Source organism: Kribbella soli, from assembly GCF_004331345.1.
GTDB lineage: Bacteria > Actinomycetota > Actinomycetes > Propionibacteriales > Kribbellaceae > Kribbella > Kribbella soli.
The window spans coordinates 501,710-517,575 of record NZ_SJJZ01000003.1 but is presented as its reverse complement, the minus strand read 5'-3'; the positions used below and the strand labels follow the sequence as shown (position 1 = coordinate 517,575).

Sequence of the window (15,866 nt, the reverse complement as noted above, 5' to 3'; positions counted from 1 at the left end):
TTCCGCGGCAGGAGCAAACTGGCCGGTGAGGAGGCCTGGGGGAGGGGACTCGGGGAGCTGGTCATGAGCACGATTACTCCGGAGATTCAGGCACTTGGCGAGGACTTCCGTGGGGAGCTGGTTCATCCGGGGGAGGCATCGTACGACGACCTCCGGAAGGTCTGGAACGGGTCGATCGACCGCCGACCAGGGCTGATCGCTCGGTGCACCGGCGTGGCCGACATCCGCGCTGCGCTCGCGTTCGCTCGCCGTACCGGTGGGCCGGTGGCGGTTCGCGGCGGCGGTCACAGCTTCCCCGGCCACTCGACCTGCGACGGCGGCATCCTGCTGGACCTGTCGCTGTTGAAGGGCATCCGGGTCGATCCGGTACGGCGTACTGCCCGGGCGCAGGCGGGCGTACTGCTCGGGGAACTCGATCGTGAGACCCAGGCGTTCGGCCTGGCGACGCCGTCCGGCATCGTCACGCACACCGGCCTGGCCGGGCTCACGCTCGGCGGCGGGATCGGCTGGCTGATGCGCAAGTACGGGCTGAGCATCGACAACCTGCTCTCGGTCGACCTGGTCACTGCCGAGGGCGAACTGGTGACCGCGAGTGCGGACGTCAACGCCGATCTGTTCTGGGGGATCCGGGGTGGTGGCGGGAACTTCGGGATCGTGACCGAGTTCGAGTTCCGGCTGCATCCGGTCGGGCCGACCGTGTATGCCGGACCGATCGCATGGCCGATGGAGCAGGCGCCGGAGCTGCTGCGCTTCTATCAGGACTGGATCACCGACATCCCGGACGAGCTGACCACCGCGGTGATCCACCGCTGGGTGCCCGCCGTCCCGGCGATGCCGCCTGAACTTCACGGCCGGCCCGTGGTGATGGTGATGGCGTGCTACGCCGGTCCGGTCGAAGACGGGGAGCGCGCGGTGGCGCCGCTGAAGGCTTTCGCGGCACCGGTCCTGGATCTGTGTACGCCGAGGTCGTTCGTCAGCCTGCAGTCGATGCTCGACCCGAGCTTCCCGCACGGCCGGTGGTACTACATGCGCTCCTGCGACGTCGCCGAGCTGACCGACGAGGTCATCGACATCGCAGTCGACCGCGGACGGGCGATCGACTCACCCCTCACGTCGTACCCGATCTTCCACCTCGGCGGCGCGGTCTCCCGGGTGCCTGACGACAGTACGGCGTTCGGGGGCCGGTCGAGCGGCCACACCTTCAACTTCGTCGGCGCGACGCCGGGCCCCGAGGGCTTCGAGGAACAGCGCGACTGGGTCCGCGACTCGTGGCGAGCGATGACGCCACACCAGTCCGGCGTCTACGTCAACTTCCTGACCGACGAGGGCACCGACCGCATCCGATCCGCGTACGGCGCCGCGACGTACGACCGGCTGCACGACCTCAAGCAGAAGTACGACCCCGGCAACCTGTTCCACCTGAACCAGAACATCCCGCCCCACTGAGTGGCCGGCCAACCCTGTAGCCTCGGGTGCGACGTCATAACGTGATCTGCCACTGGATCCCTGGATGCACGGGCTGGGCCTGCTTGCTGGGATGACACGCAATTTGCGGCCGACGCGATCCGCGCTGGAACACCGGCGCGGCTCCGGCCTGCCTTGCGAGGATCATCGTGCTCGACGCGTTCCGTACTGCCCGTGAATCGTTGATCGACGCCCTCCGGATCACCCCGGGATGGCTTGCGACGTACTCGGTTCTCCAACTCCTGCTGGCGATCCTGCCCGGGGCGCAGGTGGTGCTGATCCGTGATCTGATCGACAGCGGTGACGTCTGGCGTCCGCTGCTCGGGCTGACCGTGGTGGTCGGGTCGATGTATCCGCTGACCCAGGTGTCGAACGGCGTCGGCCAGCGGATGATGCTGCGTCTGCGGCTCGCGCTGCGGACCGAGCTTGCCGGCGTCGCCGCCCGGCTGAGCCCGAGCCGACTGGCCGGGCCCGAGACGGTCCGCGACCTGGAAGCGAGCCAGACCGCGACCCACCCGATGAGTGACGTGGCCGGCAAGCCGGTGCAGTTGCTGAGTGCGGCGGCGACGTCCGTCGTACTGTGCGTGGCGATCGCGTCGATCAACCTGGTCTCCGGGCTGCTGGTGCTCGCTGCGTTGGCGCCGACAGTTCTCGCGTTCACGTTGATCTCGCGGATGGAGGCGAAGGGCTGGCCGCGGGTCGCCGAGCACGAGCGCAGGGCGGCGTACGCGACCGAGCAACTGATCCAGCAGCGCCCCGGGACCGAGCTGGCGGTGCTGGGATCGGGGTGGAAGGTGGCCGGACTGGTCGCGAACAGCCGGGCGTCGGCGACCTGGGTCCTCGATCGGATGATCCGTACTGCGGTGTTGTACGAGCTGGGCGCGGCGCTGGTCACGGTGCTGCTGTTCGGGGGCGCGCTGATCGCTTTGGTGCGTGGCGGTGCGACCGGGGGAGCGGCGGCTGCGGCGGTGGCCGGCACGATCACCGGGTTGAACGCGATTCGTCAGTGTGGGTACGCGTTCGGCAGTATCGTCACCGCGGCTCCGCAGGCTGCTATCTACCGGCGGTTCGTGCGGAGCGTGCCGGCCGGGCCGCGCCGCGGGATGGTTCGGCAGGTGGATTCCGTTGCCTTGGGCAACGTCACGTTCGGCTATCCGGGCGCGGCCGAGCCGACTCTTCGCGACGTGTCCATCGAAGCCCGGCGCGGTGAACTGGTCGCGCTGGTCGGCGTGAACGGGGCCGGGAAGTCGACGGCGATCAACTTGCTTGTCGGGGCGCTGAGCCCCGATAGCGGACGGGTGCTGATCGATGGAGCCGACGCCGGCGCGATGGCCGAGGACGAGCGGCTCGCGCACTTCGGCCTGCTGGTGCAGGAGTTCGGGCGCTTCGAGTTCACGCTCCGGGACGCCGTCGGCCTCGGTGCGCCGGACATCGTCACGGATCCGGCGATTCGCGACGCGCTGGCCGGTACGTTCGCCGCCGACCTCCCGCTGGACACCCAACTCGGGCAGCAATGGGGCGGCACCGGCATCTCCGGCGGCCAGTGGCAGCGCCTCGCATTGGCGCGCATCCGCCTGCGCAACGCCGGCGTCTGGATCCTCGACGAGCCAACGTCCGCGATCGACGCCGAGGCGGAGCACGAGATCTTCACCGACCTACGCCGTACCAGCGCCGATCGCATCACGATCGTCGTCTCGCACCGAGCCTGGACCCTGCGCGAAATGGACCGCATCTACGTCATAGACAACGGCACCGTCGCCCAGCAAGGAACCTACGACGACCTGATGACCGACCCAACCACCCGCTTCGCCCGCCTCTTCGCCACCCAGAACCTCACCCACACCTCGCGGAGCCGATGACCCCAGCCGCCGCGCCGGCCTCGCCCGGGTGGACCGGCGGGCGTTGTTAACTGGAGCGGTGGGTGGACTTTGGCGGTTTGCGGCCGTTGCCTGGGGCGCTGGTCGGCGGTTGTCCGTTCTCGTGGTGGGCATGGTTGTGGTGGCGGCTGCGGCGCCTATTGGGACTGTGGTGGCGTTTGGGCAGGTTGTTGCCGGGGTTGCTCGGGCGGATCGGGCTCATGCGGTGGGGTGGGCTGTTGTGGTTGGTGCGTGTTTGTTGCTGCAGTGGGTTGGTGGTGCTCTGCAGCGGGCGGCGGCTACTGCGTTGGGGGAGCGGGTTGATGCGCTGCTGCAGCACGAGTTGATGAAGGCTGTGGCTGCTCCGAGTGGCGTGCGGCACCTGGAGGATCCTGCGACGGCGGCGCTGGTGGAGGTCGGGCGTGACACCTTGCGGGCGGACTGGGCGCGGCCTGGTCGGCTCGCGAGCACGATCGGCGGCCTGGCCACCGGACGGATCATTCTGGTGGCCTCGGGCATCATTCTCGCCGGATTCCATTGGTGGCTCGGCGCGGGTTTGCTCGTGGCCGGCGTGTGGGCGGCGTACGAGGACCGGGTCGCGTCGCGCACCGAGGCCGGGCACCACTACGGCGCAACGGAGTCGGCACGCCGGATGCGGTACTTCAACGACTTGGGAACCACACCGCCGGCTGCGAAGGAGATCCGCCTGTTCGGACTGCCGGCGTTTGTCGTCGGTCGGCACGGGGAGACCTGGGCCGCGACGATGCAGCGCGTCCTGACCCCGGCAGGCCGTCGTCCGCTGGTTGCCACTGCGTTCCTGGGCGTGGTCGTGCTGGGCGGCATCGTGCTCGTCGTCCGCGAGGCGATGGCCGGACACATTGCCGCCGGCCCGACGGCGACGTACGTCCAGACGTTCCTGGTCGCGTTGGGCGGCATCCAGCAGTCGTCCTGGTCCGGCCTGCAGACAGAGCTCGCCCTCGCAACCCTCGATCGGTACGACGAGGCGATGCGCGCGATCGCGCCGACAGCCGCGCCCGCCGACCGTGGATCGCAGCCGGCCACCGGGATGCCGCAACGCGAGATCGCCTTCCAGAACGTGTCTTTCAGCTATCCAGGCACCAGCCGCGAGGTACTGAGCGATCTCGACCTGGTGATCCCGGCCGGGCAGTCCCTCGCGGTCGTCGGAGCGAACGGTGCCGGCAAGACCAGCCTCGTCAAGCTGCTGTGCGGTCTGTACGAACCGAACCGAGGCTCCGTCCTGATCGACGGAGTCGAGCTGCAAGACCTCGACACCGACGACTGGAGGCGCAGGCTGGCAGTCGTCTTCCAGCAGCCCGTGCGGTTACCGATGTCGGCGTACAGCAATGTCCGTTTCGGCCGCGATGATGCAGACGTTGAAATCGCAGTCGAACGAGCAGGAGCGAAGAGCGTTGTCGAGGCCCTGCCGAACGACTGGGACACGGTGCTCTCGGCCGAGTTCGACGGCGGCGTCGAGCTGTCCGGCGGCGAGTGGCAACGGCTGGGCCTCGCGAGAGCGCTGTACGCCGTCCAACAGGGTGCGTCCGTACTGGTACTGGACGAGCCGGCCGCACACCTGGACGCCCGGTCCGAGGCGGAGCTGTACCGGCGTTTCCTGGACCTGACCGCCGGGCTGACCACGATCCTGATCTCGCACCGCTTCTCCACGGTGCGCCAGGCGTCCTCCATCGTCGTACTCGACGAAGGCAGGGTGATCGAGCAGGGATCGCACGACGAGTTGCTCCAGCGAGACGGTACCTACGCCCACCTCTTCCGCCTTCAGGCAGCTCGCTTCGACGGAGGCCCGGAATGAAGTCATGGGTCGCCACAGCGCGTCTGCTGATCGGACTCGGCTGGGAGATCGGTCCCGGCCTGTTCACGCTCTACACGGTCGTCACGATGTCGAGTTTCATCAGCCCGCTACTCGTCGCACTCGGCGTACGGCCGTTGGTCGACGGCGTGGTGACCGGCGAACCGAGGCAGGTAGTTGCCGGAGGCATCGCGGTCGCCGTTGCACTGACCCTCGTACTGGTGGCCCCGATCGGCTATCGCTGGGCAACAATCCGGATGCGCGAGCGCTCCAGCTTCGTCGCCGAGCGCAGGGTACTGAGGCTGGCCGCGGGTGCACCGCAGATCCATCACTTCGAGCGGCCCGAGTTCCTGGACCGATTGCAGACGCTGCGGCGAGAGGCACCGGACCTCGCGGACAGTGTCACGATGCCGTTCATCGGCCTGTTCGTCGTGGCCCAACTGGTGATCAGCACTGTCCTGCTGGCAGATCTGAAGCCGGTGCTGGTGGTGCTCCCGCTCGTCGCGATTCCCTCGCTGTGGTTGAGCCGCCGGGCCGAACGGACTCGCAGAAAATCGGAGTTGGAGGCGGCTCCGCAGCGGCGGCTCGCGCAGCAGCTGTTCATGTTGTCGGTCGCCCCGTCGTCGGCGCAGGAACTGCACGTCGCGTCCATGGGTGACGAGCTATTGAGTCATCACCGCGATGCCGCGGACAAGGCCAACACAATCGCTCACCAGGCGCTCTTCCGATCGGTCGTGATCGGGGCCGTCGGCTGGTCGGTCTTCCCGCTGGCGTACGTCGGCGCAATGGTGCTCATCCTTCACGAGGCGAGCGTGACCCCAGGTGACGTGGCCTTGGCGCTCGCCCTGGCCGGCGCCGTGGTGAGCGCGGCGAACCGCGTTCTCGACCTCGCAGGCACCGTACTGCGCGTGCGTACGACGGCCGAGCACTACTTCTGGCTTGCCCAGCAGGCCGAACAGGAACCAGGCACCGCGCCGACGCCGGATCGCCTGGTCCACGGAATCGAGCTGAAACAGGTCACCTTCGGGTACGGCGCGGACGATCGCCTCGCACTCCCCGGGACCGACCTGTTCCTCCCCGCCGGCCGCACGGTCGCCATCGTCGGCGAGAACGGCGCGGGCAAGTCGACCCTGGTCAAGCTCCTCACCGGCATGTACCGGCCCGCGTCGGGTGCTGTGCTGGTCGACGGAGTCGATCTCGCCACGATGAACCTCGAGGAGTACCGGCAGAAGGTGAGCGCCGGTTTCCAGGACTTCGTCAGGTATCAGCTGACCGTCGGCGAGGCCGTCGCGGTCGGCGGACTGTCCGAGCCGCCGGACCAGGTGCGGACCGCGCTCAGCAAGGCGGATGCGAGCTTCGTGGACACGTTGCCGCAGGGCCTCGACACCCAACTCGGTACGTCGTGGGTCGACGGCGTGGAACTGTCCGGCGGGCAATGGCAGAAGCTGGCGATCGCCCGCGCACTCGTCCGGCTGGCACCGCTGCTGATGATCATGGACGAGCCGAGCGCATCGCTGGACCCGCAGACCGAGGCGGCCGTCTTCGACCGGCTGGCCGCCGAGGCACGGGCCGGACGTGCCGACGGGCGGATCACGTTGCTCATCTCACATCGCTTCTCCACCGTGCGCTCCGCGGACCTCATCGTGGTACTGGAGGACGGCCGCGTGACCGAGCACGGCACGCACGAAGAGCTGATGGCAACGGGCGGCACCTATGCCGAGCTCTACAGTCTGCAAGCGGCCGGTTACCGGTGATGAGGCCCGGAGTGCGCAACTGTGCGCAGAAGCGAGTTTTGACCAAATCTGACCTGTCATCTGATGACTCTGGCGTACTGATCTGATTAAGTGGATGCTCGCTCCGCAAGTGAGGGCTGGTCATCTGAGGTCTTGGCAAAGTAACGCCTGAGTTACGCGCCGCCGTTTTGCGCCTGACAACGTTGACATGTGCAGTTTCGACCAGCCACCATGACGCTTGATCCGCCCGCCTAGCGGCCCTCCCGCCGAGGAAGTTGGTTTGACTGTGCGACGTCTGACTGGGGTAGTGGGGGTGGCACTCGGCTTGACTCTGGTGCTCGCCTCCTGTGGAGACGGCAAGAGCAGCGGCTCCGGCAGTGGCTCCGGCAGCAAGAGCGAGGTCATCGCGATCGCTGCCGACCCGCTGGAGTACATCAACCCGCTGAACGAGAACGGCAGTCCGGGGATCCAGGTCGCGATGGCGATGTTCGCCCCGCTGGTGACCACGGACCCGGAGACCGGCAAGCTGCAGAACGTGATGGCCGACTCGGTCACCCCGGACAAGACCAGCCAGACCTGGACGATCAAGCTGAAGGCCGGCAACACCTTCCAGAACGGCCAGCCGCTGACCGCGAAGGACTACGTGGACAGCTGGAACATGACCGCGATGGGCTCGAACGCCTGGAAGAACAACGGCTTCTTCTCCAAGGTCGACGGGTACGACGCCCTGAACCCGCCGACCCCGGACGGCGCCACGCCGAAGCCGACCGCGGTGAAGACACTGAGCGGCCTGAAGCAGATCGACGACCTGACCTTCTCGGTCAAGCTGAAGGTGCCGTTCTCGCAGTTCGGCCTGACGCTGCAGTACCTCGGCCTCGCGCCGCTGCCGGAAGAGGTGCGGAAGAACCCGGACGCGTACAAGCGCAAGCCGATCGGCAACGGCCCGTTCAAGCTCGCCGCGGACTGGAACGCCGGTGACGACATCAAGCTGGCCAAGTGGGACGGCTACAAGGGCCCGCTCGTACCGCAGGCCGACGAGATCACGTACCGGTTCATCGCGAACGCGGACACGGCGTACAACGAGTTCCTGGCCGGCAACGTGGACTTCGTCGACGTGCCGTCGACCAAGGTGAAGAGCTTCAAGACCGACGCCCCGGATCAGTGGGTCACCAGCATCAGCTCCGGCGCCAACTACCTGGTGATCCCGGCCTGGGACCCGCGGTTCAAGAACCCGAAGCTGCGGCACGCCTTCTCGGAGGCGATCGACCGGAAGGCGTTCGCCGACCTCGTCGGGCTGTCCGAGCCGGCCAAGGGCCTGGTCGCGCCGGACATGGCCGGGTACCGCGACAACGCCTGCAAGTACTGCGATTTCGACGCCACCAAGGCCAAGCAACTGCTGCAGGAGGCCGGCGGTTTCTCCGGCCCGCTGAACATCAACTACAACACCTCGTCGGCGACCGGCCAGATCTTCGCCGAGGCGATCGGCAACATGCTCCGGCAGAACCTCGGCCTGACCGTCAAGTACACCGGCAAGCAGGGTTCGGAGATCACCGAGCTGGCGGACTCCCACAAGCTCGACGGTCTGCGGTTCTCCGGCTGGGGTCACGACTACCCGTCGATCGAGGACTACCTGACGCCGATGTTCAAGTCCAACGGTGACGCGAACTTCGCCCAGTACGCCAACCCGGCGCTGGACGCCGTACTGGCCAAGGGCGACGCCGAGCCGGACCCGGACAAGGCGATCAAGCTGTACCAGCAGGCAGAGGACATCGCGCTCGAGGACATGCCGCTGATCCCGCTGTACACGAAGTCGAACGCGTACCTGCACTCGGCGAAGATCGAGCCGCGGGTCTCGAAGTTCGTCGGAGTATCGGCGCTCTGGGCAACCTTCAAGTGATCCGGTTCGTCCTGCGCCGCGCGGTGGCGGCGGTACCGATCGGTGTGCTCGTGACGCTGGGGGTCTTCGCGCTCGTCTTCGCGATGCCCGGGGACCCCCTGCGGGAGCTGGCCGGTGACAAGCCGATCCCGGCCGCGGTGCTGGCCGCCAAGCGCGCGCAGTACCACCTGGACGATCCCTTCATCGTCCAGTACCTGCTGAGCATGAAGGACATCCTCACCGGCCACTTTGGTACGACGTTCGCGGGCGCGGACATCGCCGACCAGCTCCGGCTGCGGATCCCGGTGACGCTGAAGCTGACGCTGCTGGCGAACGCCGTCCAGTGGACGCTGGGGCTGTTCTTCGGCATCTACGCCGGCTTCAAGCGCAACGGCTGGGTCGACCGGTCGTTGCTGCTGGCAACACTCGTGCTGCTCGCGGTGCCCGGACTGGTGGCGTACTTCGCCGCGCAGTACCTGTTCGGGGTCGAGCTGAAGTGGTTCCCGGTGTCCGGTGTACTGGAAGGGTTCCCGCGCTCGTACCTGCTGCCTGCGCTGGTGATCGGCGTCCTCGGGTTCGCCGGCCTGGCCCGGCTGCTGCGGACGTCGATCGTGGAGACCGTGAACGCCGACTTCGTGAAGACCGCGCGGGCCAAGGGTCTCGGCGAGCAGCGGGTGCTGTGGCGGCACATCCTGCCGAACGCGTTGCTGCCGGTGGTCACGTTCATCGGGCTCGACCTGGCCGGCATGTTCGGCGGCGCGATCATCACCGAGAGCATCTTCAACCTGCCCGGGCTCGGCCAGTTCATGTTCCAGGCGATCAAGCTGAAGGAGGGCGGCGTCGTGGTGCTGCTGTCCACGCTCGCGTTCATTTCGTTCATCCTGATCAACCTGCTGATCGACCTTCTGTACGGCGTCCTGGATCCGAGGGTGCGCAATGTCTGAACAGATCTCCGCGGCGGTCGGAGCCGAGGCGCAGGAACTCGGCGACGGCCGCACCCTGTCCAACCGCGAGCTGCTCCGGGCGCTGCTGCGCAAGCCGCAGTTCATCGTCTGCAGCCTGCTGCTGCTGGGGTTCTTCACGATGGCGGCGGTGCCGAAGCTGTTCACGTCCGCCGATCCGCGGTTCTGCGAGCTGGCCAAGAGCCGGCAGGGCCGCAGTTCGGGGCACCCGTTCGGGTTCGACATCCAGGGCTGCGACTACTTCGCGAACGTCATCTACGGCGCGCGGCCGTCGGTGCTGGTCAGCATCTGCGCGAGTTTCGGCGTGTTCGTGCTGGCCGGCTCGCTCGGTCTGCTGGCCGGGTACTTCCCGGGCTTCGTGGACGGCCTGATCTCGCGGACCGCCGACGTACTGTTCTCGATCCCCGGCATCGTGGTGCTGATCGTGATCCTGAACTCGGTCGCGAACCGGAGCATCTGGATCATCGTCGGCGTCATCCTGCTGATCGGCTGGCCGGGCGGGATGCGGCTCATGCGGGCCACGGTCTTCTCGGTCCGCAACCGCGAGTACGTCCTCGCGGCCCGGTCGATCGGCGTGCCACCGGTGCGGATCCTGCGCAAACACGTGTTCCCGAACGCGATGGCGCCGTTGCTGGCGATGACCACGCTCGGTATCGGCGGCATGGTCGGGCTCGAGGCCGCGCTGACGTTCCTCGGGGTCGGGCTGCAACCGCCGTCGATCTCCTGGGGCTCGCAGTTCGGCGTCGCGGCGTCGTACCGGGACACGCCGCACCTGTTCATCTGGCCGGCGTTGTTCATCTCCACGATGACGATCTCGTTCATGATCATCGGCGACTCGATCCGGGACGCCCTCGACCCGAAGTTGATGAGATGACTGTGCACATTCCTCGCCTCCGGCTCGGTGGGTCATCGGGCTTTGCCTCCCGGTCTTCCCTCGTCGCTCCGGTCGCTTCGCTCCCTGCACTCCTCAGTCCAGACCGGGAGGCCCGATGACCAAACCAGGCGAAGTACTGCTGAAGGTTGACGATCTCACCGTTGAGTTCGATACGCCGCGCGGGCCGGTGCGGGCCGTGGACGGGGTGTCCTGGCAGGTGCGGGCGGGGGAGATGCTGGCGATCCTGGGCGAGTCCGGGTCCGGGAAGAGCGTCTCGACGCAGGCGCTGACCGGGATCCTGGAGATGCCGCCGGGCCGGATCGTGTCCGGTACGGCGGAGTACCGCGGCGCGGACCTGATCCAGATGACCACCAGGGAACGGCGCCGGATCGTCGGCGACCGGATCACGATGGTGTTCCAGGACTCGCTGTCGGCGCTGAACCCGGTGCAGTCGGTCGGGACCCAGATCGCCGAGTGCTACCGGGTGCACCGCGGGATGTCGAAGCGCGACGCGATGAAGAAGGCCGCGGAGATGCTCGACCAGGTGCGGATCCCGGCCGCGGCGAAACGGGTCGGCGACTATCCGCACGAGTTCTCCGGCGGGATGCGGCAGCGCGTGATGCTGGCGATGGCGCTCGCGCTGGATCCCGACGTACTGATCGCGGACGAGCCGACCACGGCGCTCGACGTGACCGTGCAGGCGCAGATCCTGGAACTGATCGCCGAGCTGCAGGCTGAACGGGACATGGGCGTGGTGCTGATCACGCACGACCTCGGCGTGGTCTCGGACGTCGCCGACAACGTCGTGGTGATGTACGCCGGCCACGTGGTCGAGCGGGCCGCGACGGCGGAGGCCCTCGAATATCCCGTGCACCCTTATACCGAAGGCCTGCTGGGTTCGATGCCGTCGGCCGAGCTCAAGGGCCGCGAGCTGCCGACGATCCCCGGTACGCCGCCGTCGCTGCAGGCGATCCCGTCCGGCTGCGCGTTCCGGACCCGGTGCCCGGTCGCGGTCGACGACTGCGCGGCCGAGGTGCCGCCGTTGCTGACGATCGCGCCCGGACGTGAGGCAGCATGCATCCGCCGTACATCGCTCGCTGCGAGGGAGGCTGTCTGATGGCCGAAGAGTTGCTGGTGGCAACGAACGTCGTGAAGCACTACGACATCAGCCCGGCGCTGAACTTCGGTGCCAAGACCGTCGTCCGCGCGGTCGACGGCGTCGACGTGACGCTGCGCAAGGGCGAGTCGCTCGGCATCGTCGGCGAGTCCGGATGCGGGAAGTCGACGCTGGTCCGGCTGCTCGCCGCGCTGGAGAAGCCGACGTCGGGCCGGATCGAGTACGGCGGTGTGGACGTCAGCAAGCTCCGCGGCCGCGAGCTGCGGCGCTGGCGACGCAACGTCCAGGTGGTGTTCCAGGACCCGTACTCCAGCCTGAACCCGCGGATGCGGGTCGGCGAGATCATCGCCGAGCCGTTCGAGGTGCACCCGGACGTCGGCAAGGGTGTCGACATCCGGTCGCGGGTCCGTGAGCTGCTCGAGCTGGTCGGTCTGCGGCCGGAGGACGAGACGAAGTTCCCGCACCAGTTCTCCGGCGGGCAGCGGCAGCGGATCGGGATCGCGCGGGCGATCGCGCTGAACCCCGACGTACTGCTGTGCGACGAGCCGGTGTCGGCGCTCGACCTGTCGGTGCAGGCGCAGGTGGTGAACCTGTTGATGCGGCTGCAGCGGGAGCTCGGCCTGAGCATCATCTTCGTCGCCCACGACCTGTCCGTCGTCCGGCACGTCTCGGACCGGGTCGCGGTCATGTACCTCGGCAAGGTCGCCGAGCTGGGCGAGCACCAGCACGTGTACGACGTACCCGCGCATCCGTACACGCAGGCGCTGCTGTCCGCCGAGCCCGGTCTGGCGCGGCAGGGCCGGCAACGGATCGTGCTGGCCGGTGACCCGCCGTCGCCGGTCATGCCGCCGTCCGGATGCCGGTTCCACACCCGATGCCTGCGGGCCCAGGCCAAGTGCAGTACCGACGTACCGGAGCTCCGGGAGATCAAGTCCGGTCAGACGGTCTCGTGCCACTTCGCGGAGGATGCGCAAGCCGCTTACTCCACGGCCGAAGGGATAGCTGTCGGGTGATGGCCTAGGGTTGCGGCCGTGAGTACGGTTTCCTCGGCAGGCAGACGGTTCGTCCTGCTCGCCGGGGTGATCGTCGTGGCCGGCGGGCTGGCGGCGTGGTGGATTCTCACCGCCGGCCGGGCCGCCAACGAGGGTTTCGACATCACCGACGAGGGCTACTACCTGCTCTCGTACCGGTGGTGGGACAGCAACCCGTTGGCGTTGACCGGTGTGCAGTACCTGTACGGCCCGGTGTTCGAGTGGTTCGGGTACGACATCGTGAAGCTTCGGTTCTTCCGGCTGTTCACCGTGGTCGTCGTCCATCTCCTGTTCGGATACAGCTTCATGCGGTGGCTGCGCGGACGACGGCCGGGGCTGCCGCCGACCCGGCTGTGGGAGGCCGCGGGTATGGCGGTCGTGCTCGCCGCGGGCGGGATGTGTTACAGCTGGCTGCCGCAGTCGCCCGGCTACAACGATGTGGTGCTGCTCGGTGCGCTGACGCTGGTGTCCTGCGTGCTGTGGATGGCGACCGCGGTCGATCGCGGTACGCCGGTCCCGTACTGGATCTTCCTCGTCGCCGGTCTGGTGATCGGCGTGATGGTGCTGGCCAAATGGACGTCGGTCGTGGTGATCGGGCTGATCGTGATCACCGCGGTGGTCGTACTGGCCGGTCAAGGCCGGCGAGCCGTTGCCCGCGGCATCCTTTTCGCGCTCGGCGGCCTGGCTCTCGTGGCGCTCGTCGTGCAGCTCTTCGTGGTGCGGCTGAACGTGGCGGTGCCGGGGATCCTCGACGTCAACAAGTTCATCGCCGGTACGTCGTACTCGCCGGCCGAGCTGCTGCAGCTCTACTGGTCGAGCACTATCAAACTGATCGGTCAGACACTGAGCGCGCACGGCCTCCTGCTCCTCGCGACTGCCGTGGCGGTCATCGCCCGCTGGCGCCGGCTCGGGATCGCCGCCGCGGTTTTCGCCCTTGCGGCACTGATCCTGTCCGTACGACGCGTTGTCGTCGACGACGGCGCAGTCGGCGGCTCTCAACACATCCCGATGTACGCCGAGACGCTGCTGGCCGCCGTACTGGTCGCCGTCGTGGCCGCTGCCGGCGCCGTGATCGCGGGCCGCGCCGGCGTCACGCCCCGCTCCCGGTTGAGCCGCGAGAACACGCGGACCTGGGTGATCCTCGCACTGCTCGTGCTGCTGCCGTTCGTGCAGGCGTTCGGCACGAACACCCCGCTCTTCACGATCGGCTTCAACGCGTTCGCCGCCTGGGCCGCGGTCATGATCGCCGTACTGACCGGCATCTGGGCGACGCCGATCGCCGCGCGGGTGACTGTCGGACTGGTGCTGGTCGGGTCCCTGGTCGCGACCGCGGCGATCGCGTACACCGGTCTGTTCCGGTACCCGTATCGCTCCGTCGGCCACTCGCAGCTGACCGCGGCCGCGACGATCCCCGCGTTGGACGGCATGTACCTGTCGCCGCCGGCCGAGGAGAACTTCAGCCGCTTGGCCGCCGACCTCCGCCCGTACACCGAGCCGCCCGGGCGCCCGATGCTCGCCTTCGACAAGATGGCCGGTCTGGTGCTGATGCTCGGCGGCCGGCCGCTCGGCGAGGCCTGGATCGCGCCGAAGGAGCGTGAGCGGACCGCGGCCGGTGTCGAGGAGGCCTGCCGGAAGGAGCGCCCGTCCAGGCCGCCGCTCGTCATCCTGAACCGGCAGATCTCGGACCTCGAGATCAACGCCCTGCGCAGCTGCGGGCTGGACTTCCACGCCGACTACGAGCGACTGGCGCCCGCGCGGGAGACGATCGGCCTGGAGGTCTGGATCCCGAAGGCCGAGCGGCCCGTCCAACCGGCCGGATGAGATCCTGAACCTCTCAGTGCGGACAGATCGGACAGGAAGGTGTCGCATGATCAAGGTCGGTGTCCTGGGGGCCAAGGGCAGGATGGGCGCTCAGACGTGCCTCGCGGTCGAGGAGGCTGCCGACTGTGAGCTGGTCGCGCAGCTCGACCAGGGCGACGCGCTCGACGCCCTGATCGAGGCGGGTGCCGAGGTCGTCGTCGACTTCACCCGCCCCGAGGTCGTGATGGACAACCTGGCCTGGTGCATCGAGCAGGGTATCCACGCGGTCGTCGGCACCACCGGCTTCGACGACGAGCGGCTCGCCGTCCTGCGCGGGTTCCTGGAGAAGTCCCCGGAGACCGGCGTGCTGATCGCGCCGAACTTCTCGATCGGCGCCGTGCTGATGATGCAGTTCGCCGCGAAGGCCGCGCCGTACTACGAGTCCGTCGAGATCGTCGAGCTGCACCACCCGGACAAGGTGGACGCTCCGTCCGGCACGGCCCGCCGTACGGCGGAACTGATCGCGGACGCCCGCCGGGAGGCCGGCTCCGGCCCGATCCCGGACGCGACCACGACGGCGCTCGACGGCGCCCGCGGCGCGGACGTCGACGGGATCCGGGTGCACGGCGTCCGGCTGCGCGGCCTGATCGCGCACCAGGAGGTACTGTTCGGCGACGAGGGCGAGACGCTGACGATCCGGCACGACTCGATGGCCCGGGTCTCGTTCATGGCCGGCGTCCTGCTCGGCGTACGGCGGATCGGCGACGCGCCCGGCCTGACCGTCGGGCTCGAGCACTTCATGGACCTCACCTGAAATGAGGGCCAAGCAGACCGCGATCCTGCTGGCGGTCGTGTTCGTCGCGTACGCCGTCCTGATCGGCTGGCGGGGCGTGCTGCTGATCAAGGTCGGTACGCCGGTGCCGGTCGTGCTCGGGCTGGCGGTCCTGGTGATCCCGCTGATCGGCGCGTACCTGGTCTGGCGCGAGATCCAGTTCGGGCGCCGGACCGAGGTGCTGGCGCGTGAGCTGGAGGCGGCCGGTGGTCTGCCGGTCGACGACCTGCCGCGCCGGCCGTCCGGACGGGTGGAACGGGCCGCCGCGGACGAGGCCTTCGGGCGGTACAAGGCGGAGGCGGAAGCGGCCCCCGACGACTGGCGGGTGTGGTTCCGGCTGTCGACGGCGTACGACGCCGCGGGGGACCGGAAACGGGCGCGAGAAGCCATGCGAACGGCCATCGCGCACCACGACCGGCCACTGTGAGTTACCTGGGAGTTAGCTGTGAACCCGTCGGTATCACTGACAAGCGGGTGTGGAACGCGATATTTT

12 protein-coding genes are annotated in these 15,866 nt (G+C 68.2%); all 12 read left to right on the top strand.

All coding sequences use genetic code 11. The features are described from left to right. Positions 1 to 63 precede the first annotated feature (63 nt). Positions 64 to 1,446, top strand: coding sequence for an FAD-binding oxidoreductase (locus tag E0H45_RS25380; RefSeq protein WP_131341851.1), 1,383 nt, complete (start codon positions 64 to 66; stop codon positions 1,444 to 1,446). Positions 1,447 to 1,613: 167 nt separating this feature from the next. Continuing rightward, positions 1,614 to 3,323: an ATP-binding cassette domain-containing protein gene (locus E0H45_RS25375; RefSeq protein WP_238155266.1), complete on the top strand. Its 1,710-nt coding sequence runs from the start codon at positions 1,614 to 1,616 to the stop codon at positions 3,321 to 3,323. 256 nt (positions 3,324 to 3,579) lie between these two features. Continuing rightward, positions 3,580 to 5,151 carry an ABC transporter ATP-binding protein gene (locus E0H45_RS25370; protein ID WP_165546594.1) on the top strand — a complete coding sequence of 524 codons (1,572 nt, stop codon included), beginning with the start codon at positions 3,580 to 3,582 and terminating at the stop codon, positions 5,149 to 5,151. Next, positions 5,148 to 6,902: an ABC transporter ATP-binding protein gene (locus E0H45_RS25365; protein ID WP_131341844.1), complete on the top strand. Its 1,755-nt coding sequence runs from the start codon at positions 5,148 to 5,150 to the stop codon at positions 6,900 to 6,902. The genes E0H45_RS25370 and E0H45_RS25365 overlap by 4 nt, the downstream gene beginning before the upstream one ends. A gap of 292 nt (positions 6,903 to 7,194) precedes the next feature. Further along, on the top strand, positions 7,195 to 8,778 hold the full coding sequence (locus E0H45_RS25360) for a peptide ABC transporter substrate-binding protein (RefSeq protein WP_238155265.1): 1,584 nt from the start codon (positions 7,195 to 7,197) through the stop codon (positions 8,776 to 8,778). Beyond that, on the top strand, positions 8,775 to 9,701 hold the full coding sequence (locus tag E0H45_RS25355; RefSeq protein WP_131341841.1) for an ABC transporter permease: 927 nt from the start codon (positions 8,775 to 8,777) through the stop codon (positions 9,699 to 9,701). The genes E0H45_RS25360 and E0H45_RS25355 overlap by 4 nt, the downstream gene beginning before the upstream one ends. Next, positions 9,694 to 10,593 (top strand): ABC transporter permease, encoded by a 900-nt coding sequence (locus E0H45_RS25350; RefSeq protein WP_131341838.1) that lies wholly within the window; start codon positions 9,694 to 9,696, stop codon positions 10,591 to 10,593. Before E0H45_RS25355 ends, E0H45_RS25350 begins: the two co-directional genes overlap by 8 nt. A gap of 115 nt (positions 10,594 to 10,708) precedes the next feature. Further along, positions 10,709 to 11,710, top strand: coding sequence for an ABC transporter ATP-binding protein (locus E0H45_RS25345; RefSeq protein WP_131341836.1), 1,002 nt, complete (start codon positions 10,709 to 10,711; stop codon positions 11,708 to 11,710). Beyond that, the gene (locus tag E0H45_RS25340; protein ID WP_131341833.1) at positions 11,710 to 12,723 is read left to right on the top strand and encodes an ABC transporter ATP-binding protein; all 1,014 of its coding nucleotides are present in this window, start codon (positions 11,710 to 11,712) and stop codon (positions 12,721 to 12,723) included. Before E0H45_RS25345 ends, E0H45_RS25340 begins: the two co-directional genes overlap by 1 nt. An 18-nt stretch (positions 12,724 to 12,741) precedes the next feature. Then, entirely contained in the window at positions 12,742 to 14,562 is a 1,821-nt protein-coding gene (locus E0H45_RS25335) for a hypothetical protein (protein ID WP_131341829.1), read from the top strand. Between the two features lie 46 nt (positions 14,563 to 14,608). Next, a complete protein-coding gene (dapB, locus tag E0H45_RS25330) occupies positions 14,609 to 15,355 on the top strand; it encodes a 4-hydroxy-tetrahydrodipicolinate reductase (protein WP_131341789.1) in 747 nt (248 codons plus the stop codon). Position 15,356: 1 nt separating this feature from the next. Further along, on the top strand, positions 15,357 to 15,800 hold the full coding sequence (locus tag E0H45_RS25325) for a hypothetical protein (RefSeq protein ID WP_131341786.1): 444 nt from the start codon (positions 15,357 to 15,359) through the stop codon (positions 15,798 to 15,800). Positions 15,801 to 15,866: the final 66 nt, after the last annotated feature.

Excerpts from the sequence above, each read along its gene's own strand:
- E0H45_RS25380 (WP_131341851.1), top strand. The coding sequence starts at position 64 with ATGAGCACGATTACTCCGGAGATTCAGGCACTTGGCGAGGACTTCCGT.
- E0H45_RS25365 (WP_131341844.1), top strand. The coding sequence starts at position 5,148 with ATGAAGTCATGGGTCGCCACAGCGCGTCTGCTGATCGGACTCGGCTGG.
- E0H45_RS25350 (WP_131341838.1), top strand. The coding sequence starts at position 9,694 with ATGTCTGAACAGATCTCCGCGGCGGTCGGAGCCGAGGCGCAGGAACTC.
- E0H45_RS25345 (WP_131341836.1), top strand. The coding sequence starts at position 10,709 with ATGACCAAACCAGGCGAAGTACTGCTGAAGGTTGACGATCTCACCGTT.
- E0H45_RS25340 (WP_131341833.1), top strand. The coding sequence starts at position 11,710 with ATGGCCGAAGAGTTGCTGGTGGCAACGAACGTCGTGAAGCACTACGAC.
- dapB (WP_131341789.1), top strand. The coding sequence starts at position 14,609 with ATGATCAAGGTCGGTGTCCTGGGGGCCAAGGGCAGGATGGGCGCTCAG.
- E0H45_RS25325 (WP_131341786.1), top strand. The coding sequence starts at position 15,357 with ATGAGGGCCAAGCAGACCGCGATCCTGCTGGCGGTCGTGTTCGTCGCG.